Origin of the sequence: Mediterraneibacter butyricigenes (assembly GCF_003574295.1) — a bacterium.
Lineage (GTDB): Bacteria > Bacillota > Clostridia > Lachnospirales > Lachnospiraceae > Mediterraneibacter_A > Mediterraneibacter_A butyricigenes.
This window is the reverse complement of record NZ_BHGK01000001.1, coordinates 1,680,054-1,703,560: the sequence shown is the minus strand read 5'-3', so window position 1 is coordinate 1,703,560 and position 23,507 is coordinate 1,680,054. Positions and strand designations below refer to the sequence as shown.

Annotated in this window: 18 protein-coding genes and 1 pseudogene; 3 read left to right on the top strand and 16 right to left on the bottom strand. The window is 39.4% G+C overall.

Annotated elements, in window-relative coordinates; translation table 11 throughout:
• Nucleotide 1 precedes the first annotated feature (1 nt).
• From KGMB01110_RS08490 to KGMB01110_RS08475, 4 genes are all read right to left on the bottom strand, one after another.
• Nucleotides 2-829 (bottom strand): substrate-binding periplasmic protein, encoded by an 828-nt coding sequence (locus tag KGMB01110_RS08490; RefSeq protein WP_119298013.1) that lies wholly within the window; start codon nucleotides 827-829, stop codon nucleotides 2-4.
• Nucleotides 830-1,099: 270 nt separating this feature from the next.
• Nucleotides 1,100-1,810 (bottom strand): purine-nucleoside phosphorylase, encoded by a 711-nt coding sequence (deoD, locus tag KGMB01110_RS08485; RefSeq protein ID WP_117602964.1) that lies wholly within the window; start codon nucleotides 1,808-1,810, stop codon nucleotides 1,100-1,102.
• Nucleotides 1,811-1,957: 147 nt separating this feature from the next.
• Nucleotides 1,958-2,539 carry a peptidylprolyl isomerase gene (locus KGMB01110_RS08480; RefSeq protein WP_119298012.1) on the bottom strand — a complete coding sequence of 194 codons (582 nt, stop codon included), beginning with the start codon at nucleotides 2,537-2,539 and terminating at the stop codon, nucleotides 1,958-1,960.
• A 13-nt stretch (nucleotides 2,540-2,552) separates the two neighbouring features.
• The gene (locus tag KGMB01110_RS08475) at nucleotides 2,553-3,629 is read right to left on the bottom strand and encodes a M24 family metallopeptidase (protein WP_119298011.1); all 1,077 of its coding nucleotides are present in this window, start codon (nucleotides 3,627-3,629) and stop codon (nucleotides 2,553-2,555) included.
• 223 nt (nucleotides 3,630-3,852) lie between these two features.
• On the opposite strand from KGMB01110_RS08475, the gene KGMB01110_RS08470 reads away from it, so the two are divergent.
• A complete protein-coding gene (locus KGMB01110_RS08470; protein ID WP_119298010.1) occupies nucleotides 3,853-5,898 on the top strand; it encodes a hydantoinase/oxoprolinase family protein in 2,046 nt (681 codons plus the stop codon).
• Entirely contained in the window at nucleotides 5,898-7,637 is a 1,740-nt protein-coding gene (locus KGMB01110_RS08465) for a hydantoinase B/oxoprolinase family protein (protein WP_119298009.1), read from the top strand. Before KGMB01110_RS08470 ends, KGMB01110_RS08465 begins: the two co-directional genes overlap by 1 nt.
• A 113-nt stretch (nucleotides 7,638-7,750) precedes the next feature.
• Here KGMB01110_RS08465 and KGMB01110_RS08460 read toward each other — a convergent pair whose 3' ends face one another.
• The 7 genes from KGMB01110_RS08460 to KGMB01110_RS08430 all read right to left on the bottom strand — a co-directional run bounded on the left by KGMB01110_RS08460 (nucleotide 7,751) and on the right by KGMB01110_RS08430 (nucleotide 15,723).
• Complete coding sequence (locus tag KGMB01110_RS08460) at nucleotides 7,751-8,284, bottom strand: methylated-DNA--[protein]-cysteine S-methyltransferase (protein WP_119298008.1); 534 nt, start codon at nucleotides 8,282-8,284, stop codon at nucleotides 7,751-7,753.
• A gap of 74 nt (nucleotides 8,285-8,358) precedes the next feature.
• Nucleotides 8,359-9,699: an MATE family efflux transporter gene (locus KGMB01110_RS08455; RefSeq protein ID WP_119298007.1), complete on the bottom strand. Its 1,341-nt coding sequence runs from the start codon at nucleotides 9,697-9,699 to the stop codon at nucleotides 8,359-8,361.
• Between the two features lie 282 nt (nucleotides 9,700-9,981).
• Nucleotides 9,982-11,253, bottom strand: a complete 1,272-nt coding sequence (locus KGMB01110_RS08450) for an MFS transporter (protein WP_119298006.1) — start codon at nucleotides 11,251-11,253, stop codon at nucleotides 9,982-9,984.
• Nucleotides 11,250-12,830, bottom strand: a complete 1,581-nt coding sequence (locus KGMB01110_RS08445; protein ID WP_119298005.1) for a BCCT family transporter — start codon at nucleotides 12,828-12,830, stop codon at nucleotides 11,250-11,252. The genes KGMB01110_RS08450 and KGMB01110_RS08445 overlap by 4 nt, the downstream gene beginning before the upstream one ends.
• 60 nt (nucleotides 12,831-12,890) lie before the next feature.
• On the bottom strand, nucleotides 12,891-13,901 hold the full coding sequence (locus tag KGMB01110_RS08440; protein WP_119298004.1) for an NAD(P)-dependent oxidoreductase: 1,011 nt from the start codon (nucleotides 13,899-13,901) through the stop codon (nucleotides 12,891-12,893).
• Nucleotides 13,902-13,913: 12 nt separating this feature from the next.
• On the bottom strand, nucleotides 13,914-15,014 hold the full coding sequence (gene hisC, locus KGMB01110_RS08435) for a histidinol-phosphate transaminase (protein ID WP_170141705.1): 1,101 nt from the start codon (nucleotides 15,012-15,014) through the stop codon (nucleotides 13,914-13,916).
• 235 nt (nucleotides 15,015-15,249) lie between these two features.
• Nucleotides 15,250-15,723 carry an Lrp/AsnC family transcriptional regulator gene (locus tag KGMB01110_RS08430; RefSeq protein WP_170141704.1) on the bottom strand — a complete coding sequence of 158 codons (474 nt, stop codon included), beginning with the start codon at nucleotides 15,721-15,723 and terminating at the stop codon, nucleotides 15,250-15,252.
• 120 nt (nucleotides 15,724-15,843) lie between these two features.
• Between KGMB01110_RS08430 and KGMB01110_RS08425 the strand changes: the two genes are divergently transcribed.
• Nucleotides 15,844-17,010, top strand: a complete 1,167-nt coding sequence (locus KGMB01110_RS08425) for a M20/M25/M40 family metallo-hydrolase (RefSeq protein WP_119298001.1) — start codon at nucleotides 15,844-15,846, stop codon at nucleotides 17,008-17,010.
• Nucleotides 17,011-17,170: 160 nt separating this feature from the next.
• On the opposite strand, the gene KGMB01110_RS08420 is transcribed toward KGMB01110_RS08425, so the two are convergent.
• The 5 genes and pseudogenes from KGMB01110_RS08420 to KGMB01110_RS15355 all read right to left on the bottom strand — a co-directional run.
• Entirely contained in the window at nucleotides 17,171-18,466 is a 1,296-nt protein-coding gene (locus KGMB01110_RS08420; protein WP_119298000.1) for an ATP-binding protein, read from the bottom strand.
• A gap of 365 nt (nucleotides 18,467-18,831) precedes the next feature.
• Nucleotides 18,832-19,209 carry a GNAT family N-acetyltransferase gene (locus KGMB01110_RS08415; RefSeq protein WP_119297999.1) on the bottom strand — a complete coding sequence of 126 codons (378 nt, stop codon included), beginning with the start codon at nucleotides 19,207-19,209 and terminating at the stop codon, nucleotides 18,832-18,834.
• Complete coding sequence (locus tag KGMB01110_RS08410) at nucleotides 19,187-20,695, bottom strand: hypothetical protein (RefSeq protein ID WP_119297998.1); 1,509 nt, start codon at nucleotides 20,693-20,695, stop codon at nucleotides 19,187-19,189. The genes KGMB01110_RS08415 and KGMB01110_RS08410 overlap by 23 nt, the downstream gene beginning before the upstream one ends.
• A gap of 631 nt (nucleotides 20,696-21,326) precedes the next feature.
• Nucleotides 21,327-22,427, bottom strand: a complete 1,101-nt coding sequence (locus KGMB01110_RS08405; RefSeq protein WP_243112731.1) for a Fic family protein — start codon at nucleotides 22,425-22,427, stop codon at nucleotides 21,327-21,329.
• Nucleotides 22,428-22,514: 87 nt separating this feature from the next.
• A pseudogene (locus KGMB01110_RS15355) lies at nucleotides 22,515-23,132 on the bottom strand (site-specific integrase); the annotation flags it as partial.
• Nucleotides 23,133-23,507: the final 375 nt, after the last annotated feature.

Below are 23,507 nucleotides of genomic sequence, written 5' to 3'. Positions count from 1 at the left end.
GTCAGTCACCTCCGTCCAGAGCTTTTTCCACATCCAAGCCATATCGTTCTACAATCCTTGCAGTCGTTCCATCCACCATCATATCTTTCAGAATCTGATCCAGTTCTCTCACAAACTCTGGATCATATGTCTTATCAAAGGCTACCCCCAGCCTGACGGCAAATAGATTTTCTTTCAGAATCCGATACTGAGCCGGTGCCGACTCCACCAGAACATTCAACGCTGATTCATGTCCGCAGATCGCATCCACATAACCTTTTCTCAGTGCTGCATAGACCTCATCCATATTAGAAAACGCATAAACCATTTCCACATCCGGCACTTTTTCATTGTTCAACTGCAACAGATATTCCTCTGCTTTCGACGTCTCCTGAACTGCAATCCTTTTCCCGGTAAGGTCTGAAACTGTCTGAATCTCACTGTCTTCACGCACCACAACCACCTGGCTGCTATATAAATAAGGCCCTGCCCACTGGTATTCATCCTCTCTGCCGTTCATGCTGAAGCACCCCCACAGACAGTCCACGGTTCCGTCTGTCAGCGCATCCTTCTTGTTTTCCCAGAGAATTTCCCGAAATTCCGGTTCGTATCCCATCCTGTGAAATGCTTCCGTCATCAGTTCCACATCGATTCCCGAAAATTTCCCCTCTTCATCCAGATAAATGTAGGGTTCGTACCGATCACTTCCTACAATGATCTTCTGCATTTCTTCCTGTCCCGTTTCAGATACTGGTATTTCACTGACACATCCTGTCATCAACAGAAGACCTGTGAACACCATGAATGCTGCGATTCTCCAGCTCCATTTTCTTTTGCTTTTGTTTCTCATTCCGCAACTCCTATCCTATCTGTCGCTTCCGCGAAATCAGTTCCATTCGGTTTGTTTTTTGGTTCCTTTTCTAGTTTTGTTTTTCCCATTTTCAGATTTTTGTACTATTATCTCAGAAGCTTTCTTTAAAATCAATCATCTCCGAATTTTCGACAAAAAAAAACAGAAGTCGAATTTTCCTTCCTGAATTTTCGACTTCTGTATAGTTTTTCTGCATTCCAATCGTTCTATATTATTCTGTCGGATTCCTGTATCCCGATCTAATACTTTTTAGATGCTTGCGTTCAGAGCGATCTCCATCATGTCCGTAAAGGAAGTCTGACGCTCCATGGTAGATGCCTCTTCTCCGGTTGCCAGAGAATCAGAAATGGTCAGCAGGCACGCTGCTTTCTTTCCGAGAACATTGGCATTGTGGAACAGTGCAAAACTTTCCATATCTACGCAGGTACATCCATGCTTTCTGTAAATGTCTGCATAAGTATCCACATTATCTTCTGTATAGAACACATCGCTGGAATGTACTCTGTCTAAAATCACTTTCTTGCCCAGTTCTTCTGCAACTTTCTGAATCTTTTCGTTCAGTTCCTTGCTCGGATACATCACATCATCTTCGCATCCGTTCTGTCTCTTTGCATAATTGGATTCGCTCCATACGCTGTCAGCCAGTACCACGTCTCTTAATTTCAGGTCGGTGGTGTAAGCTCCTGCGGAACCGATACGGATGATCTGCTCTACTCCATACTGAGAAAACAGTTCATAAGAGTAGATTCCGATGGATGGCATTCCCATACCACTTGCCATGACTGTCACTTCTTTTCCTTTATAAGTTCCGGTAAATGCTAGCATGTTCCGCACCTGGTTTACAAGCTTCGCATCCTCCAGAAATGTCTCTGCAATAAATTTCGCACGCAACGGATCTCCCGGCATCAGGACGCATTTTGCAATCTCTCCATTTTTCGCTTCATTATGCGCTGTACTCATATTCGCTCCTCCTGTGATCTTTTGATCTTTTCTGTAATGTTTGGAATGAAAAAGGCCCAATCCCATTGCTTTCGGATCCGGTCTTTTTACACCTATCTCTATTATATCACAGATTGCTCCATGTCTGTACCATCTTTTCTTCTGTATTCACGGATAAATACATGGCCAGAAAAGTGGTTTTTCTATCCCTTCTAAGCGAGTAGGTTCTCCGTAACATTTCCCAAAGGTTTCGATTTGAACTTTTTCTATAAATACAGGTCGAACCGGCGTATTAATCTTGACATCCGGCGCATCCGGATATGGCACAGGATAGGTCTTCAGTTGTTCCATCCATCGGATCTGTTCCATCCCATCTGTAATCTTTCCAAAAATAGGATAAACACCGGTAATCGAAGGACAGTCTGCAAGCGGAAAGAAAAATTCTCCTCCCGCGATTTCAGGTGCGCCATACCCACCAAGTCCGATGGTTCCCGGAGTCGCTTCCAGATACTTCCCGGATTTTACATCATTTGGAATAAAATAACAGGCTTTCGGATTATGGAAGGCATGATAACTCATATCCAGAACCCATCCCGGAACAATCCTCTCGATCGGATAATGATCGTAAACTCCTTGCTTCGCAAGATAAATAAAACTGGTAACTGCATTTGGAGCGATGTCCGGATAAAGTTCCATCTGAACCTTCCCACCATTTGAAAAAATAATTGTAGCAATCGGATTTTGTTTCATAAGAATTCCTTTCTTATTCTACCACTGTCAGATCTTTGGAAAGATGATTCAGCCTTTCATATCCCTGTTCCGTAACGAGCACCAGATCTTCGATCCGCACCCCCATATCCTTTTCAAGATATACTCCGGGTTCAATCGAGAAAATATTTCCGGCAACAGCCTGACCTGTAGAAGCCGAAGAAACGTCTCCAAATTCATGAGCTTCAAGCCCGATAAAATGACCAAGTCGATGTGTAAAAGCAGCTCCATATCCCTGCTCCGTGATAATGCCTCGGGCAATCTGATCCAGAGAAGAAAGGGAAACTCCAGGAGCAACGGCTTTTTCTGCTTCTTCATTTGCCTTTAAAACAAGATTGTACACCTCCTGTTGGCGATTTGTGACCTCTTTATAAAAATAAGTTCTGGTCATATCCGAACAATAGCCTTCCCAGGTACAGCCAATGTCCGCCACAATACAGTCTCCAGCTTTCAATTTTGTTTGATCCGGCCAGTGATGTCCACTCGCTGCATTCTCGCCAAATGCAAATAATGGCTCAAAACTCAGACCGTCCGCTCCAAGATCACGATAGATTTTTTTTAACTGTTCCGCAAGCTCTGTTTCTGTCACCCCTTCTTTGAAAAAACGAGTGATCTCTGTCATTGCCATATCATTCAGTTTTGAGGCCTTTCGCATGAGCTCCTGTTCTTGTGTATCCTTGACCGCACGCGCCTGATCAAGTGCCAATGATGCATTTACAAAACCGGAAGCTGCTTTTCTATCAATAAGTGGAAGAAGAAATCTTGCTGCCATATTTTTATCGATTCCCAGTGGTTCTTTACAGTCGATGGCTTTTATCACAAGATCCAGATAGGGATCAGAATCTGTGAATCGCACCTTTTCCACCCCTAGATCCTCCGGCACAGTTTCCAGCTGATTAATAAAGATTTTATGATTCCCATTCTGATTTAAATAAAGCGCATAAAAACGTTCAAAAGGTTTGATCATTCGACCGGTCAGATAAAAGATAGCCAACGGATCCGTAATTAAAATCTGTGACAAATTCATTGATTCCATGTTTTTCAATACAGCGTTCACACGATTTTGTTTCATTCTTTCTCCCTTTCTTTAAGAAAATATTCTCTTCTTGTTTGTTTTCTTTTATCATAGCATATTTCTTTTCTCGATTCCATATTAACACGATAGGTTTAACGCTTTAGTGTAATAATAGATTGTGAGAAATACCTATCTGTGATACACTGAATTCATATCATGGCAAAAATTTTAATCTTAAATTTTTGTACATAAAATTATAATATACAAGGAGGAACCTACTATGAAAGTTGCAACTGACATTGGCGGCACCTTTACTGATTTGGTGGCAATCGATGAAAACGGATCTTTGATCCTGGAAAAGTCACATACCACACCGCCGAATTTTGATCAGGGCGTTATGGATGTTTTGGAAAAAAGCGGGATAGATATGAAAAGTATCGAAGCTTTTTTTCATGGTACCACAACCATTATTAATGCATTGACCGAACGAAAAGGTGCAAAAACGGCATTGATTACAACAAAGGGTTTCCGTGATATTCTGGAACTGGCACGAGGCAATCGTCCGGATCTGTTTAACATGGTCTGCGAAAAACCGACCCCCTTTGTTCCACGTTATTTACGAAGAGAAGTAACCGAACGTATCAGCTATAAGGGTGACATTCTGACGCCGTTAAGCGAAGAAGATATTTGCGCTGCTGTAGAATATCTGAAAAAAGAACAGGTAGAAGCGATTGCGGTCTGCTACATTAACTCCTACGCAAATGAAGCACATGAAAGAAAAACGGTCGAAAAAATCAAAAAGCTTTGGCCGGAAGTCTACGTTTGCCCTTCTGTTGACATCACAAAAGAGTGGCGTGAATATGAGAGAACCTCAACTGCTGTTCTAAACGCTTATGTTATGCCTGTTGCTTCTTCTTATCTGAATCGCTTAGGTCAGAGACTGACCGATGCCGGGGTTCCGGAAAACCGTTACATTATGCAGAGCAACGGTGGAACCACCACCTTTGATCAGGCAAAACTGACCCCTGTAAATATTGTGGAATCCGGACCCGTTGCCGGTGTGTTTGGAGCTTCCATTCTCGGAAAACTCATTGGCGAACCGAACATTATTGCATTCGATGTTGGTGGAACCACAGCCAAATGTTCTCTGATTGATCAGGGTGCCGTAAAAGTAACAACTTCCTATTATATCGAAAAAGATGAGCGTCATGCCGGATATCCGATTATGGCACCGGTTGTCGATATTGTGGAAATCGGAAACGGTGGTGGATCCATCGCATGGATTGACGAAGGCGGATCCCTGAAAGTCGGACCAAAGAGTGCCGGTGCCCTTCCCGGACCTGTTGCCTATGGAAAAGGTGGAACTGAGCCAACGACTACGGATGCCAACCTGATCGCAGGTCGTCTTTCTACAAAGAACTTCGATATGGAAGTCTCTCTGGAGAATGTACAAAATGCATTATCCGATAAAGTCGGAACACATTTTGGTATTTCAGCCGAAGAGTCCGCAGAAAGTATCATTCGTGTGGCAGATTCTAATATGAATAATGCCCTGAAACTGATTTCTGTAAGACGTGGATATGATCCCCGCGATTTTGCAATGGTTGCATTCGGAGGCGGAGGTCCAATGCATGGACCGACTCTCGCCAAAGAACTGAATATCCGTAAAGTCATTGTTCCGGTAGCAGCTTCTGTTTTCTCCGCATGGGGCATGTTAATGAGCGATATTCGTCATGATTTTATTCAGACAAAGATTCTTTCCTTTGCAAATGTTCCTATGGATGAATTGAACGCAATGTGGAAATCCCAAATCGAAGAAGCTCACAAGATTCTGACTTCCGAAGGTCTTACAACAGATCAGGCTGTCTTTACCTTTATTGCCGATATGCGTTATGCCGGACAGGAACACACCGTACAGGTACCGGCTCCTGCTTATCCCTGGAAGGAAGAAGACCGTGCAGAAATCATGGAGCGCTTCCATAAGACTCATGAACACTTTTATACTTTTTCTCTGCCAGATACCCCGGCAGAAATCGTAAACCTTCATCTCGTAGCATATGGTCAGTTGAATAAGCCGGCTTTACAGAAAATTGCTCCTCAAAACGGCAGTATTTCTAGTGCATTAAAAGAAACACGCCGTGTATTCTTCAGTGAAGACGGATGGCTGGAAACACCGATTTATGATCGAAGCAAACTTGGATACGGTGCAAAAGCAGAAGGTCCGTTAGTCGTAGAAGAACCTACTACCGCAACTGTAGTTTGCCCCGGACAACGCTTGAGTGTCGACGAATACGGCAACCTGATTATAGAAACGGAGGTGGAATAATGGCTCAGAACGACAAAATCAATCCAGTCACACTGGATATCGTAAAAGACTCTTTGATTGCAGTAAGTAATGAAATTTTCTATGCATTTGCACAGACTTCCATGAGCCCGATTATTTACGAAACACTGGACTATGCAAGTGGTATCGCAGATGCGGAAGGACGCCTGCTTACACAGGGAAATGGTGTTACCGGATTTATCGGTATGATTTCCCCGATGATTTGCGCGGTAGTAGAAAAACACGGAAAAGAAAATCTCCATCCTGGAGATGTATATATTATTAACGATCCGTTTATGGGTGGCGGAACCCATATGTCTGATGTAGGAATGGTAATGCCCATCTTCTATCACGATGAGCTGATCGCTTTTGCCGGAAATAAAGCACACTGGAGTGACATCGGAGGAATGGCACCCGGATCCTTTACCACAGATGCAACAAATCTTTATCAGGAAGGCATGTGTTTTTCCGGCACAAAACTGGTGGACCGTGGAGAACTGGTAGAACCTGTATGGGATCTGATGCGCAGTAATATGCGGTATCCTCAAATTTCACAGGGTGACATGTGGGGGCAGATTTCCTCTCTTCGTACCGGGGAAAAACGGATTTGCGAATTATGCGATAAATATGGAGCAGATGTCGTAAAAGGATCTATGAAACGTCTGGTATCACAGGGAGAACAAATCGCTCGTCGTCGTTTGGCTGAAATGCCAAAAGGAACATGGGAAATGGATGAATACATGGATGACGACGGACATGGCAATCCGGTTCATTTGCAGGTAAAAGTCACCATTACTGATGACGAATTTGTTGCGGACTTTACCGGCAGTGATCCACAGGTTGTAGGATGTGTAAACTCCGGTGCAACCGCAGCATATGCAGGCGTAAAGGTAGTCTTTATGTCAGTAGTAGGGCCAGAGCTTGCAGTCAATGACGGAGTCTTTGCTCCACTGCGTACCATCTGCGAACCCGGAAGTGTGTTAAAAGCCAATCGACCGGCAGCCACCTCCTGTTATTACGAAAGTATGATCTATGTCATCGACCTGGTATGGAAAGCATTGGCACCTATTTTCCCAGAATCTCTAGGTGCAGGACATTTACTCTCTGTTTGTACGGTTCTGATGGCGGGAAAACATCAGGATTCCGGAAATGATTACTTGATTATCGAACCAACCGTTGGTGGATGGGGTGCCTGCAAAGGACACGATGGACAAGTAGGACTTTTCTGCGTTGGTGACGGAGAAACCTATAACGTTCCAGTTGAAATGGCAGAAACCCGCTATGGTATCCGTGTCGACGAGCACAGTCTTCATACAGATGGTGCCGGTGCCGGTGAATTCCGTGGAGGAAGCGGTGCGGTGCGCGTATATCGTTCCATGAATGAAAATCAGACCTTTACGGCTGCCTTTGGCAGAAATAAATGGCCGGTATGGGGAGCTGCCGGCGGTAAGGACGGTTCTGTGAATTACTTACAGTTTATCGATGCAGATGGAACCGTAAGCGAACCAATGGGAATCACTGCACGCCGTGTTATGAATACCAATGATGTTGTCCGCATGGTTACTGCAACCGGTGGTGGATATGGAGATCCATTCAAGCGGCCGGCCGAAAAAGTAGCTATGGATGTAAAAAACGAATACATCACAGCAGATCAGGCAAAAGAGGACTATGGTGTTTTGGTTGACCCAAATACCTTCCAGGTACTTGGTTTGACAGAAGAACGTCAGAACGCTGAAAAATAAGCAATCCTTCATCAAAAAAGACAGGAAGCGGTTCGAAACCATTTCCTGTCTTTTTTGGTTCTTAATTTTATCTTCTTTTTCTGTTCTTTTTTCTTTTCTGCTATTTCTGCTTCCTACAATGCTGTTCCTTTCTTCGGAATAAATAAATGACTCATATCTGCGTGTTCCAACTTAAGCAGTAATATTTTTTTGTCAATTCCCCCTGCATATCCTGTTAAACTTCCATTTGTGCCTACGACTCGATGACAGGGAATAATCATAGAAATTTCATTATGTCCAACCGCACCGCCAACTGCCTGAGCAGACATATGAGAAGCATGTTTCCGTTCAGCCATTTTGCGGGCGATTTCACCGTATGTGATCGTGTGTCCATAAGGAATCTGTAATAAAATCTTCCATACTGCCTGTCTGAATTCTGATCCGGCAGGATGAAGAGGCGGAGTAAATTTCGGTTCTTCCCCGGAAAAAAACACATCCAGCCATTTTTTTGCCTCTGCCAGAATCTCCGTTTCCTGCGAAATATGCTCATCCGGAAGTGTATTTGCAAAATATTTCTGTCCTTCAAACCACAAGCCAGTAAGCCCGATTTCATCCGCTGCCAGTAAAATATTTCCTAACGGTGATTTATATTTGCATGTGTATACCATATCTTTCTCTTCCTTTCAAAGAACATACAAACAGGCGCATTGTCAGTCCTGCAAATTGTTGAAAAAACAATTTATCAAGAATTCGCTATGCTTTCGGTTGGCCACGATTTTCTAAGTGCCACATAAGAAATCAGAAAATTTGCGAACCAGCCAGCCGGTACGGCAAGCCATACAAATGCAATACCAAAACGAGGGGCACAGATTAAAGCAACTGACAATCTTATTGTAAGATTTACCATATTTGCAATAAGAAATGGTCTCATGATTCCAAGTCCACGAAGGACTCCGTCTGTTGCCATTTTGATCCCCATGAAAATGAAAAAGTAACCGAGCCATCTCATATAATTTCCGGACACCTGATATGCTAAGACGGTTCCATCTTTGCCCAGAAATAACGAAGAAATTTGTGTATGCAGTGTTTCAATAACTATAAAAGCAAGGATCGCAAAACAGAGATCTAATACCAGTGCCGCATGATATCCTTTTTTCATACGTTCTAGTTTCTTTGCCCCAAGATTTTGGGAAACATACGGCGAGACCGCATTTCCAATGGATACGAAAATCAATGAAAAGACATTCTCTACCCTCATCGTTGCGGAATAACCGGCAAGTGCCTGTGTACCGAATGGATTTACAACTGCCTGTACGATCATCATCCCAATTGACACGGTAGACTGCTGAAGAACCGAAGGTACAGCAATTCGAAGCATAGAATGTAACTCCTTCCCATCAAACCAGGCAAAGTGACTTTTATACCGGTGCATCCGACTAAAGAAAATCAAAAGTGAAAACACTGCAGAAATCCCCTGTGCAATGAGAGTTGCAAGGGCTGCGCCAAACACACCCAGACCAAGTCCAGCTACCATCCAAAGATCCATAAATATATTCAAAACAGAAGAGAATATCAAAAGGCCCAGTGGAATTTTTGACTCTCCGATAGAGGTGAACATCGTTGAAAGGATGTTGTACATAAACAAAAACGGAAAACCTGCAAAATAAACACGAAGATACAATACTGCTTCCTCCAGTATATCAGCAGGTGTCTGTAATAAACTCATCATCGAATGGGAAAGACAAAACCCAAACACACTCAGAAGTATGCTTAAAATCAGGAAGCTGATCAATGATGTTGACACAATTGTTTTCATTTTACTATAATCTCTGGCTCCAAAATAACGGCTCACAAGCACACCTGCACCTACACCGGCCCCCAATGCCACACAAATGAAGACATTTGTAAGCGCAGCACATGCTCCAACTGCAGCAAGTGCAGAAGATCCGACAAACTGACCAACGATAATAGAATCAGCCATATTATATACTTGTTGAAAAAAGCTCCCCAGAATCATAGGCATTGCAAAAACAGTCAGCGCTTTCAAAGGCGTATCTGTGATCAAATATTCATCTTTTGACATTGCCTTATTCCTCCTTCCATAGAAATTTATTTTATATCTTCAAGATACAAAATGCAAATAAATCCTATCATGACTTTTGGATTGCAGCCGATAAGGAAGTTCACCAATTCTTGTTGAACTATTTGTGGAAGCTTTCTCGCGATGATGTGATTTTGTGAAAGTGTACTAGAATCAATTCGTCTGTTTTTAAAACACAAAGGAGTCAAATCCGTGCGATTTGACTCCTTTGTGTTTATCCCTTTGTGTTTATCTGTATATTCATGCCACTTATATAATAATTATCTATTTTGCTTTTTTAACATATTTTGTATATAAGAAACAACTAATAACTACCACGATTACACAGAATACAGCTAAAATCTCAAAAATCTGCATATATCCGGCTGCCCCTTGTGCCTTATCAAGAATAGATCCAAAAAATGTACTCAAAAACATGTCTGGTAAATATCCAATGATCGAAGCAATTCCAATGGCCGTTCCAGCCACTTTAATTGGAATATTGATTTCATGCATTGTAGAAAACATAACGCCGTACAAACACATACTAAACAAACCTGGAATTAGAGTTAATACGGCGATCAACATAGCAGGAGCCTGACTTCCGACTAAGATGACTAACGCGATAGAAAATGCAAGGATTGTACCTCCGAATCTAAACCAGTTTAAAGTCGATTTAAATATTTTATCTGCAAGAATTCCGCCCAGTGGTGCCGCAATAAGCATAACCACATAGGTACGAATTACGGAACATGCACCGGCCACAGTTGTAGACAAGCCAACGATATCTGTTAAATATGGTGTGAAATAAGAAGAACAACTATATACACCATAAATACAGAAGAACATAATCGAAACTAACCATACTGCCGGATTTTTTACAACTTCACCAATATCACTGAAATGGAATTTGTCTTCTTCAGCAGTAGAGATGTCCTTATCTGTTGTTCCTTCCATAAAAATCGCGAGTAGAATTGCAGCAAGTATTGTAAATATAGCCATAGAGATTACTGCAAAAAAGAATCCCATTTGCTCATTTTTATCGCCGCCACCAAGGTTATATGCCCAGAGATTTACAACTGCAATAATGGCTGCTGTTGTTCCGTTTGCTGCATAATATACACCATACATACGTCCCTGTTCTTCTTCTGTACCAATAATTCGGATTGCTTTTAAAAGTGCTGTCCAAAAAACAAAACCAGATCCAAATGCAAGTAAAAGCCAGATGACAAGTGAAATTCCAAAAGATACAGAGCCTGGTAAACCAAGAAAAATTATGACTGCAAAAATAATTGTTAATGCGGAAGTTGCTAATAACGATAATATTAATGCTTTTTTAGGATTTACTTTATCTGCCAAAATACCGCCCGGAATGTAAAGAATAACACATCCTATTGCATACATCGTAAGAAGCATGCCTGACTGTGCATTACTTATATGTAATACGTGAATCAAAGGATCATAAAATACATATTTTAGATACGGGAAAATATAAATAGATCCTCCCGCAAGTCCTAGAACAATCAATGTCAAATATTTTTTTAATGTTTGATTCATAATGATTCCTTCTTTCGTTTTATTTCTAAAGTGTTTTCAAGTTTTATGATTTCTTCTTTCGTTTTATTTCCATAATCCTCTTTCATTGCTTTTAATACAGATATGGACATCAGACCTGCGATAAAAATCAGAGGGAAACCCAATACAATTGCAAATCTTTGTACCAGTTGCAAACCACCAGTGAACGAAAGAGCTATTGCAAGAGCAAAAATTGCAATTGCCCAGCTGAAACGATTATAAAGATGAGGGTCCTCATCCGGACGCAACCCTGTTGAAGTAGCTGATCCAAGAACCATTGCTGTCGAGTCAATCGTCGTTGCCAAAAATACAAAACAGAGTACAATCAATACAACAATAAATAATTTACTGAGTGGTAGAGTCTGCATAATTGCAAGAACAGCCTTTCCATTTCCTTCCTTTTCTACGATGGAAACCAAATCTACGATTCCGTGTTTTTGCAAATACAAAGAGTATCCGCCCAAAATACCAAGAAATGTACAACATCCTAAACTTCCCCATATCATTTGTCCCAGAAGAACTTGTTTTAAGGTTCTGCCGCGGGAGATTTTTGCCACAAACATTCCCATGATTGGAATAAAGATTAACCACCATCCCCAATAAAACATTGTCCAGTCATTTACAAATTTTTGGTTTCCGAAAGGATCTGTATTAAACATCATACGTGGCAGTTTATCAAGGTATAGTCCGACACTGTTCATTTCCATTCTTATAATGTCATTCATAGGAGATACTAAAAAGAAGGCAATCAGAAATGCGAAAATAATATACATATTTATGCTAGTAAGCTTTTTGATTCCGTTATCCATTCCACGAAATACGCTCCAACCAAAAATAAGGAACCATACAAAAAACACAAATAGTTGTAGCCAGATACTTTGTTTGATTTTAAAGGTGTCTGCAATAAGTTCTGACATAACCGGAACACCCAGGCCAAGTGATGTTGTAATAGATGCTACAATTCCAAGTGATACAATGGAATCAATGATTTTTCCAATCCAGGATGTTTCAATTTTTTTACCAAATAGGGGAACCAACGTATTGGAAATCTTTACACTTTTGCTGTTTCTTTTATAAAGCATGTACGAAATAGCGGCTATTGCCGGTACATAGAATGCCCATGCACTGATTCCCCAATGAAACTGTCCATACATATGTGCATATTCGTAAGCTTCATTGGACATTGCTTTGATATGAAAAGGCGTGTTTGTTAGATAGTTTACCGGTTCTACAAAGCCAAGGATTACTGTACTTGAACCTGCACCTGAAGTAAAAATCATGGAGGCCCAGCTAAATGTTGAAAACCGTGGCTTTTCTTCAGGTTTTCCAAGTTTTATATTTCCATATTTTCCGAAATACAAATAAAAAAACAATACAAAACAGCCGCAATTTGTTAGAATATAAAGCCATCCAAATTTTTCTACAGCAAGTGAAAACAATCCATTTATCCAACCAGTAATGATTCCAGGACAAGTCCCAAGCAAAATCAACAATAGAAGGATCATAGTCAAAGTCATGATATAGACTCTTTTATCCAATTGTTTAAGAGCTTCTCTCATAATGTTTTGACCTCTCTTTCCGTTTGTGACAAACTTTTTTCCTTGCCCTGGTATAGTTCGTTACTCTTTCCAAGCTGTGACTTCCACATTATTTACCATACGAAATATCTTATCTTTTTCACCCTTAAGAATATAGCAGAGATTTTCTGCGGCAATTCTCTGGCATTCATACAATGCAAAATCAGAATAAAAAGCGGTATGAGGTGTCAATACGACATCTTCTCTGCCAACAAATGGAGATTTTAAAGTGTTTTCGTTGGTTTCTTCTACTAGAACATCCAGTCCTGCACCAAAAATCTTTCCTTGATTTAAAGCATCTAGAAGTGCCATTTCATCAATCATGGCACCACGTGATACATTGACAATAACTGGTTTCTTTTTCATTTGATCAAATGCTTCTTTATTTAAAATATTAACGTTTTCGTCCGTTAAACGCATATGAAGACTGATGACATCGGAAGTCGCAAACAATTCTTCTTTGGAAACAAGTTTTACTCCCAAGGTTTCTGCTACATCTGGGTTACAGGAAGGGCTGTATGCAATAACATGCATTCCAAATCCCTGAGCTCTTTTCGCAACTGCTTTGCCTATTTTTCCGAGTCCCATAATGCCAAATGTAGATCCTTCGAGACGAATCATTCCAGACGTTGAATTATAATCATATACATGTTTCTTCTCGATTTCCCGATCATAGTGTTTTAGTTTTCTGGCTACTGCAAGCATTAAGGCCATCGTATGATCTGCTACTTCCTGAGTGCAATATTCCCCGATTACTGCTACGGCTGTATTTTGTTTTTCAGCAGCATCTGCATCTACAAAATTATAACCGGTTGCCTCTATAGAAATTCCTTTCAAGGCTGGATTGCTTTGAATAATTTCTTTTGGAAATTCCAGATAGGAAGTCAGAACTCCATCCACATCTTTTATTGCCTTTTTGAATGCTTCACAGTCACCCTCGTGCACATATAAAGAAATTTCCGTATCTTCCCCCAACATTTTTTTGAAGATTCCTTTTTCAATCTCAAGATCTCTGTTGAGTGGTTCCTTATAATCACAAATTGCTACTTTCATTTCTTACCCCCACTAGTTCATTGTCTGCAGAACTTCTTTTATGCCTTGCAAGAACTCTTTATTCTGTTCTGTCGTTCCAATGCTGACACGAAGATGTTTCTCGTATCCCCATCCTCCGCAAGGTCTTACAATGATTCCTTTTTGAAGTAATTTTTCTCCAATTTCTGACGCACTATATGGAGTTTCGAAGAAGACGAAGTTTGCATAAGAAGGATAGCATTTACATCCAAGTTTGGTTAATTCTTCATTTAACCATTCTCTGTCATGAATCATAAGATCTCCATATTTTTTGCATTCTTCTTCATTTTCCATTAATGCTACAGCACCCGCAAGTCCGATACGGTTGGCATTAAATGGTTCACTAACCGTGTCATACCAGTTTACAAATTCTGGTGATGCTACCAGATATCCGATTCGGCCACCAGCAAGTCCGTAGTATTTTGAAAATGTATGAATATCTATTACATTTTTCCCTTCTTTGATAAACTTCATAACATCCGGCAAAAGATCGGAATCACAAAATTCAGCATACGCTTCATCTAATACCATCCAACAATTCTCCGGCATTGCATCGATAAAAGAAGAAAAGCTATCTTTATCGATAATTGAACCGGTAGGATTGTTTGGATTGCAAATCCATACGATCTTTGTTTTTGGTGTTAATGCTTTCTTAAAGTCATTAAGGTCAATGGTATAGGAATCATTCAATGGTACTTCTATAACTTTTGCGCCCATAATTTTAGATATTTCACGATACAAACGATAGGACTGCTGTGGTACGATAACTTCATCTCCATCTTCCAACAATGTTTTTGCTACTGAATCAAGTACATTTCCAGCACCGTGTCCAAGACTTACCCAATCCTTAGTAACTCCCAGTTTTTCTCCGAGTAATTCTTTTAAACGGATATAATTTTTTTCAGGATAAATATTGATTCTGCCAACTTCTGCCTGCATCTCTTTAAAAGCGGTTTCGTAAGGTCCATACTGATTTTCATTAGAACCGAGTTTGATTACACTACTCAAACCATACTCTGCCATAACCTCATCCATGCTTTTTCCGGATACATACTTTTCGCAATCATATGCCTCTTTACGAATTCCTTTTACCATTTTTATCTCCTCCATGTATTTGATTCATATTTTCAGTTACTTTCCTGATGCATGCATTTTTTGAAAAAAAAAAGATGCCATCCCCACTTTAGGGAATGACATCCTTGTCGTTCTGCGATGATTATATGACTGTTCATGGAAATAAATCAATAATTTCTTGTGATTTCAAAATTATTTTTCCAAATAAGACAACTTTCTTTATTAAATTTTGTAATGCCTTATTTTTTTAAAGTATCTAGCTTTTTTCGTCATTATTTTCTTCAAGTGGGAAAAGAACTTGTCTATGTTCCGAAGATGTTAAAAAGACGATATCGGTCTGTGTATCACCAAATTCTTGAAGTCTTTGAATAAAGGAATCCAACTTTTGTGTTGATTCGAAAACGGTTTCAAGCAAAATTGTATAATTACCTGTTATTGTGTAACAGGCTAATATATTATGATATTCTTCAATACATTCTAAAAATTGGGGACGTTTTTTTCTATTAAGAGCAAGTTTTATAAAAGCTTTAATTCCCATCCCTACCCGTTCCATATTAATTTGTGCATGATATCCCTCAATATATCCGTTTTTTTCCAGATGCTGTATACGTGTGGTTACTGCAGGAGAAGATAAATATACCTGTTCTGCGATATCTTTTACCGGGATTCTAGCATTGGTTTGCAGAATATTTAATATTTTCCAATCAATCTTATCCAAATCTTTTGCCACGATACTTTCCAACTTTCTTTTTATATTTTGTGTGGTCAATTATACCATTATTTATACTTTTATGCTATTATCAATAAACAGAACGATCAGTAGGTTTTGATTTTACGAGGTGTTGTATTAATGAAAATGAGGGAAAAATTTGAAGAAGCCTTAAAAGAAATGATTCCTTTAGGGAAAGAAATTCTTGATTGGATGAATGCCCAACCAGAAGCATCAGGTCATGAAAAACAGACTTGCGCTTATTTGGTAAAGAAACTTAGTGAACACGGATATAAAGTTACTTCGCCTGTTAAACGAATCAAATATTCTTTTTTAGCTAAACGTAAGAATTCTTTTGAAAAAAAACCAAAGATCGCAATATTATGTGAGTATGATGCTGTAGAAGGTGTTGGTCATAGTTGTGGGCATTCAGCAAGTTGTGCTGCTAGTATTATTTGTGCCCTTGCATTAGAGGCGGCCTATGAAGATTTTCCTTTTGATATTGATCTAATCGGAACACCAAATGAAGAAATAGCAGGAGCTAAAATTTCAATGCTTGAAAAGGGACTTTTTAGTTCTTATGAATTTGCTATTCTCTCTCAAATGAGTCCGGTAAATTCTACCTGCTTTCATACATTGGCAGCTAGTGATTTGAATGTTCACTTTTTTGGAAAAACAGCTCATGCATCTGCTAATCCATGGGAAGGCATAAACGCCTTAAATGGTGTTCAGCTTTTTTTCCACGCAATTGATCTGATTCGTCCATATTTAGAACCTGGCAGTCAGATTAGTGGCATTATCAAAGATGGCGGTATAATGCCGAATTTGATACCTGACAAGGCAAGCGCTTACGTTTATTTGCGTGCAAATCGCTATGAACAAATTTTGCGTTTAAAAGAACGTGTTGAAAATTGTGCAAAAGGTTCTGCCATCGCAAGTGAAAATCAGTTTACCACAGAACAATTAAATCCAACCTATGCAGAGATATTTTGTGGTCCGACTACGGAAAAAATCCTTGGTAATATAATGGATCAATTAAATCTTTCACGACAGGAAACAAGTAATATCAGTGGTTCTAGCGATGTTGGGAATGTAAACCTGGAAATTCCAGTTCTTTATCCAATGATTTCAATTGGAAAGGATGTCCCTTTATACTCTAAAGAGTTTGCGGAATGCATGAGAGAATCATTTGGTGAAAATGGAATGAAAACAGGAGCTCTCGTTATGGGTAAAGCTATCATTCATTTGGCAATGCATCCTGACGAATTACAGGCTATAAAAGAAGAACATGATTCTTATCGAAATTAAAAGCAAATATTCTTGATCCTTATTCTATGACGGAATTCATTCCTCATACACAGGTCAAGACAATATAAAATATCTTAGATGCCTAATTAATATTTTCTGTAAGTTCGCCTCCACCGGCATACATTCTTCCAAGACCGCATAGCATCCTTTATAACATTGTTTATTTTTCAAGAATTTGCGGATCAAGGAGGAAGTCATAAATGTTTACAGTCAAGATACCATAGTCATCATAATAGGGCTGCACAATATCTTTTGTGATAACAATCTTTTTGAAGGAATCATCAATTTTCCTGAACGGTCTGATTTCCTGAGTGCGTTTCGTTTCATCTGGCAGCGAGTATGCCGACTGGATATAGTATCTGGATGAACCAAGATTGCATACAAAATCAACTTCAAGCTGTTTACGGATAACCTTACCTTCCTGATTCCTTTCTGCAATCGGTATTACGCCCACGTCCACACTGTAACCACGCATACGAAGTTCATTATAAATTACATTCTCCATAGAATGAGTCTGCTCAAACTGACGGAAATTGATTCTAGCATTGCGAAGACCAAGATCGGAAAAATAATATTTCTTAGGTGTTTCAATATATGCTTTTCCTTTAATGTCATATCTTTGTGCTGATTCAATCAGGAAAGAATTCTCAAAATAATCCAGATATTTCTTAATGGTAGCGGAAGTGATTCTGGATTTCTTTACCGTCTTGAAAGTATTCTTCAATTTTTCTGGATTGGTCAGCGAACCAATGGCAGAGGAAAGAATATTCAGAAGATCTTCCAATTCTCCGATATTCCTCACTCGGTTACGTTTGGTAATATCTCGAAGATAAATCTCATTGAACAGATTCTGCAATGCAACAGCCTTATCGTTTGCTCCCTCACGAAGAACAACCAGAGGAATACCGCCATATAGCATATATTCAGATAATCCCATGTACTTATCACTGCTGTAAATGGTCATAAACTCAGCAAAACTCAGGGGATACATATGAACCTCGTCACCACGACCGGCGAACTCGGTGGCTATATCTTTAGACAAAAGTTTTGCATTACTTCCTGTCACAAATACATCCATATTATCTTTGCGAAGATAGCCATTCAAAACAGCTTCAAAACAATCCAACATCTGAATTTCATCAAGCAGCAGATAATACATTTCTTCACCTACAACTTTGGAACGGATATAAGCCATAAACTTTTCGGGGGCAACTCCACGCTTTTCCTTTTCAATCTGAATCAGGCTTTCGCCAATCAGATAAAGATCATCGGCGGAATCAAAAGCAAAGCGAATGATGTGGTCAGCATCAACTCCGCTTTCTAATAAATGATGATAAAACAGATTATTCAGTAAATAGGATTTTCCACATCGACGAATACCAGTAATTACCTTAATCAATCCATTATTCTTTCTTTTTATCAATTTATCCAAATAAAAATCTCTGCGAATCTCCATCTTAAAACCTCACTGTAAAAGATTTTTGCAACATGTTGCATTTTTCTATTCTAGTATATCCGAATGGACTTCAAAAATCAATATATCAGCCGGACATTGAAATAGATTTTTGTAACTTGTTGCATATTTCTATTCCACAATCATATTATATTCTTTAGAAGCAGTGTTTATCCCGCATTTTAATCGTGTTTCTTCATTACTTCATCGTCTTCGCCAGTAAATTGAGCAATGCCCGCAGAACCAAACATCCCCTATATAGCTATGATGGAATCGAAATTCACGATATAGCCGATTGGTTACTAAAAGAAAAAGAGCATATGGAATTGAATCCATACACTCTATGATTTCACAAACTTGAAGTTAATTTATAAAGGTCTTTGCAAATACACCATATCTACTAACTGTATTCCACTCTCATAGATTGGGTGGTCGTAATTATCTGTAAAGAAATTTGATATGATATGTGAACGGACAAAACCACACTTTTCATAAAATGGTATTGTCAGCGGGCTATCGCCTGTTCCCACTTGCAGAATGGCGTATTGTTCTCTGTAATTATTAACAATAAACTCAATTAAGGCTCTTGCATAACCTTTCCCTTGATATTCTGGAACTGTCGCAATGCTCTTGATTTCAAGTATGTCATTTCCTTCATCAGTTATGACACATTCGCACTTAACACCATTATCATCAATCGCACCTACTTCCCCAGAATTTATTTTACCACGTATTCTTCTGTTCATCTGTCACCTGCATCGTATCCGTATTTACCAGATAAAAATCTACCAATTCGGTCTCGTAATTACCGTCTGGATATACTTTTTCTAACACCAGTTCTTCGCAAGAATTACCATCCGCATCCGTCTTCGCTCCGTTGTCATACAGACAATATCTTACATTTACCATATTACCATCTTTTGTTTCCTGCGTTTCACTGACAATACCATAGACTTCTCCTTTTGCATTCGCAGTGTAACTGAAGGCCATATTTTGAAGTGCATTATTCTCCTGAAGATAATTATAGACCGCCAGCATCGCATTTTGAATCGTCAGACCATCATGCTGTCCTTCTGCCTCATAATCTTCTACCACATCTCCGTTCTGAGTATCTTCTGTCACTGGTAAATCCTCTGTATCCGCATCCGATGATTCTTCGTTATCTTCTTCAGCATCCATTATATCCGAAGAATCCGAAGACCACCACAGACCATCCATACTCTGCATAACAAATGGATTATTGGTTCGATATCTCCGCTCGCCGCCATAATCCTCCTGCACGGTTATATACGTATATTTGCTGTCATGACCAGTCACCGTCTCCTCTCCATCCATTCCGAACACTACACTCAGACCACTCATTCCAATAATCAAAAGTGTAAATATCGCAGCAGCTCCAAAAATGATTATTAATGCCACTCTGTTTTTACCAGGCTGTATGGATAATGCCTGGCAATTGTGTCTGTACAAGCTTACGATTCCCCAGATTAAAAGACTCGCCAGACTGATTGTAATAACAGCAATCGATATTTCTGCGAAACGATATCTCACTTCATATCCCATATCACGGTTTATACCATACCACAATCCGTAAAAGAAGGTACTATATGCAAGAATCAAAGTAATGACACTGATCCGTACCGGATGCTCTTTCTTATCCGGCACTGCCTTTTTCAGTGCTTCTGTCATCTGCACTGTATCTCTCTGCTCGACCCACTCATCAAGCTCAGTTTCTGGCGGATATACACATTTAGTATCCGGAATCCCTGCATAACGCATCTGGCTCTCTTGAAGTCCTTCTGTATCTCCTGCCACTACTGCTGTAACCACTTTCAGGTAATAATACACCTTCAACTGTGCCGGATTAAATTTATCTATACAAATATCTTCCAGCTCCTGTGTAGTCCGTTCATAATTGTCAAGAAGTATACTCATCCTTGCCATAACCAAAAGCATCTGATTCGCCACAGCAGGGTAACGTTGATATTGTTTCTCATATAAATACTGTGCATACTCATGTCGTTCTTCCGGTGTTAACCGGTAGGACTTCTTTCTACTCTGTGCCAGCATCGCGATTCGCATACCATAAGCCAATTCTAAAATCGCAATCAGCTGGCAGCTAAATGCACCAAATCCCCAGATATCTGTTATACGATCCACATAGGTTACCAACACAATGCCTAGCATTGCCGGAATCACGATCAACCATTTTACCCAATCTGATTTTCTCACACTAACACCCTCCTGAATAGTTTTTCTGAATATAGTATATTACCGCACACACCAAACTTCCTAAAACCCATGTTTGCAAACAGGTGATTTTGATTAGCTGTCAGCTAACAAAAATCGGATTGCGTTAGCTGGAAATTAATCATTTTGAATGGAAAATCATGTCACGAACGTGATTAGAAAATAACAAAAGCGTTCGATGTCAGCTAATCCAGCTAACATTTTCGAACGCTTTGAAGCCCGTCGCCAAGAGGATTTGAACCTCCGACCCCTCGCTTAGGAGAGCTCCAACCTATTGTCACTCTCTGTCAATCTGAGGTAAGGTAAACCCAAGTGGGGCACTATATAAAACTGTTTCCGATTCAATTCGAGTTATTCTGAATCCCCCCTCTGTCAAGCTCTGTAAAGCTCTGAAAGTTCGCTGATTGTTTGCTCCAGCTAATAATCGGGGAATGCCTTGATATTACCATCGACATCTGTTATATGACCACCATGCTTCGTACGTTCGATCATGGTAAACAGTATCCAATTAAACTTTCTATCGAAAGCACAAGATATTTTCTTGTCTATAAATAATATAACGCATACGAGGCGGTTTGTCAATGCGTTTTTGACTGGCAAATTTTATATTTTATTACGATATTTTTTTCAAAATTTTTTTCTCATTTGTCTTTGAAAAATCACTTAACCGATAAGATCGGACTCGTGTCTTTACAATGATTGGAATTAACAAACCATTATTTACCAGCTTTGCACATCGATTAATAATCGTTTTGTTGGTTACACCAAGCATTTTGCTTACTTCAATTGGTGTAAACTCATATAATCGCTTTTTTAACAGAAATGCTAAGAATTCTTTTTCTTTTGCATTTAAATAAGATAGACTTCCATCTAACTCGTCGTTTTCGGATGTTTTTGATAATTCATATACCTTTTTAGAATACAATTCCATCATCCGCAAAAAATAATTGATCCAAATTTCCGGATGAGGAGGATTTTCTCTTCCTGAATAATATAACGCCGGTAACCCCATTTGCAGTGATGCATAATACTCATCTGGATCATAGGCAAAATACTCTTCCAGAGAACCTATTCCATTAAAACCATATCCATAATAATCAAGAATATAGCCTGACATTAATCTGGCGGTTCTTCCATTTCCATCTTCAAAAGGATGAATGGTAACCAATTGATAATGAACTACAGCAGCAATAATCAGCGGATGATCATCTGTAGTATTTACATATTCAACAAGTTCATCCAACAAGTCTGGAATATCAATATACTCTGGTGGAATATATTCCGCTGCGCCTGTTTCGGAATCATATACTGCAAATAACATTCCAGGTGGCATAGGGCCTCTTAAGCCTATCTTTTCTTTTGACGCACCTTTTTCAACCATTGCCTGCACTTCTAAAATCATTTCTTTTGAAAAAACTTCTTTCTTTTTCAGTTTTTCTTCTAAAAAATTTAAAGCCAAAAAGTAATTACGAACTTCCTGTTCTGGCTTTAAAAAATGTTTGTGAGGATCACTATCAATAGCCTCATTTGCCTGTTTTTCAGTTAATGGATTTCCTTCAATCTTATTAGAAGCATAGGAACTTTTTTTCTTAGAGTTTTTTCTAAGTCTGTTTTTTATAACAGGTGGCATTTCTATCGTACTAAGAAAAAAACGCTTTTCGTCTATTTCCGATATTCTTTTTAAAATTTCATTTGTTAGCGTAACCTTAATCACATGATCCACCTCCATTTCATCCATATATTATATCGTTTTATGAATTGTTTTTCCACTAAAATTACACTATTTTTTCACTATTTTTCATTACTTCATCGTCTTCGCCAGTGAATTGAGCAATGCCCGCATCTCTGGATTTGCCAACACTTTTGCCAGAAGTTCCGGATCGACTTCATCAGCAACAGTTGCATTATTATTTTCCTGCTGTACATGCATCTGTGGATCCAGATTCTTTTTCTCATAAAATGCTTCTTCAAAAAGCTCTGCATTTTTCCTTCGGTCATCATCCAGAATATGAGAGTACACATCCGTAACCATATTGACCTGAGCATGACCGGAATCACCCTGTACCGCTTTGATGTCTCCACCATTCAATTTCAGCTTATAAGTAACGCTGCTATGACGAAAACTGTGAAATACAACCGGTGGGAGATTATAGTCCATATATTCATCACCAAGGATTTCTTTCATTTCATCCTGTTCCGCTTTCCAGTCTACCAACATATTAGCGACGCTCTTTGGTAAGAATATCTTACGCACACTGCTTTCTGTCTTCGGTGTTTTCAGAATACGGACCGTAGAATTCTTCTTATGATTTGTCGGAAATACCAACAACACATCTTTTCCATCCAATGCATTCAACGATTCTTTTCTTATACGCTGTGATTCTTTGTTGATGAAGACATATGCACGGTTTTCTTCAATTGGTATTCGTTTCCAGTAATCGAGAATAACAGCTTCCATTTGATTTTTCTTGAGTAAATCATAAACAAGATAATCATCAACGCCCAACAGATCCGCGACTTCCTTAACAGAATAGGACCAGGATTTCAATTCTTTCCCTGGCTCTTCTCCGGTAACTTTATGATATTTAATCTGATTGGCATACCATTTTTCAAAGCTGGCAATATTGATTCGTATCTTTTCGGCAATCCCTTTCGATTCAAAAACATTTTTATGCACCAGCCAGTATCGATCTGTCTTTTTTAGTGTTAGTGTTTTTTCTTATATCATATCTCAAATCCAGAAAAAAATTTAGGATGTCGATGCAGACAATATCTGCCTGATCAACACCCTGTT

What these genes read in the sequence shown, in the direction of transcription:
- KGMB01110_RS08490 (WP_119298013.1), bottom strand. Translation starts at nt 829, where the DNA reads ATGAGAAACAAAAGCAAAAGAAAATGGAGCTGGAGAATCGCAGCATTC.
- deoD (WP_117602964.1), bottom strand. Translation starts at nt 1,810, where the DNA reads ATGAGTACAGCGCATAATGAAGCGAAAAATGGAGAGATTGCAAAATGC.
- KGMB01110_RS08480 (WP_119298012.1), bottom strand. Translation starts at nt 2,539, where the DNA reads ATGAAACAAAATCCGATTGCTACAATTATTTTTTCAAATGGTGGGAAG.
- KGMB01110_RS08475 (WP_119298011.1), bottom strand. Translation starts at nt 3,629, where the DNA reads ATGAAACAAAATCGTGTGAACGCTGTATTGAAAAACATGGAATCAATG.
- KGMB01110_RS08470 (WP_119298010.1), top strand. Translation starts at nt 3,853, where the DNA reads ATGAAAGTTGCAACTGACATTGGCGGCACCTTTACTGATTTGGTGGCA.
- KGMB01110_RS08465 (WP_119298009.1), top strand. Translation starts at nt 5,898, where the DNA reads ATGGCTCAGAACGACAAAATCAATCCAGTCACACTGGATATCGTAAAA.
- KGMB01110_RS08460 (WP_119298008.1), bottom strand. Translation starts at nt 8,284, where the DNA reads ATGGTATACACATGCAAATATAAATCACCGTTAGGAAATATTTTACTG.
- KGMB01110_RS08455 (WP_119298007.1), bottom strand. Translation starts at nt 9,699, where the DNA reads ATGTCAAAAGATGAATATTTGATCACAGATACGCCTTTGAAAGCGCTG.
- KGMB01110_RS08450 (WP_119298006.1), bottom strand. Translation starts at nt 11,253, where the DNA reads ATGAATCAAACATTAAAAAAATATTTGACATTGATTGTTCTAGGACTT.
- KGMB01110_RS08445 (WP_119298005.1), bottom strand. Translation starts at nt 12,830, where the DNA reads ATGAGAGAAGCTCTTAAACAATTGGATAAAAGAGTCTATATCATGACT.
- KGMB01110_RS08440 (WP_119298004.1), bottom strand. Translation starts at nt 13,901, where the DNA reads ATGAAAGTAGCAATTTGTGATTATAAGGAACCACTCAACAGAGATCTT.
- hisC (WP_170141705.1), bottom strand. Translation starts at nt 15,014, where the DNA reads ATGGTAAAAGGAATTCGTAAAGAGGCATATGATTGCGAAAAGTATGTA.
- KGMB01110_RS08425 (WP_119298001.1), top strand. Translation starts at nt 15,844, where the DNA reads ATGAAAATGAGGGAAAAATTTGAAGAAGCCTTAAAAGAAATGATTCCT.
- KGMB01110_RS08420 (WP_119298000.1), bottom strand. Translation starts at nt 18,466, where the DNA reads ATGGAGATTCGCAGAGATTTTTATTTGGATAAATTGATAAAAAGAAAG.
- KGMB01110_RS08415 (WP_119297999.1), bottom strand. Translation starts at nt 19,209, where the DNA reads ATGAACAGAAGAATACGTGGTAAAATAAATTCTGGGGAAGTAGGTGCG.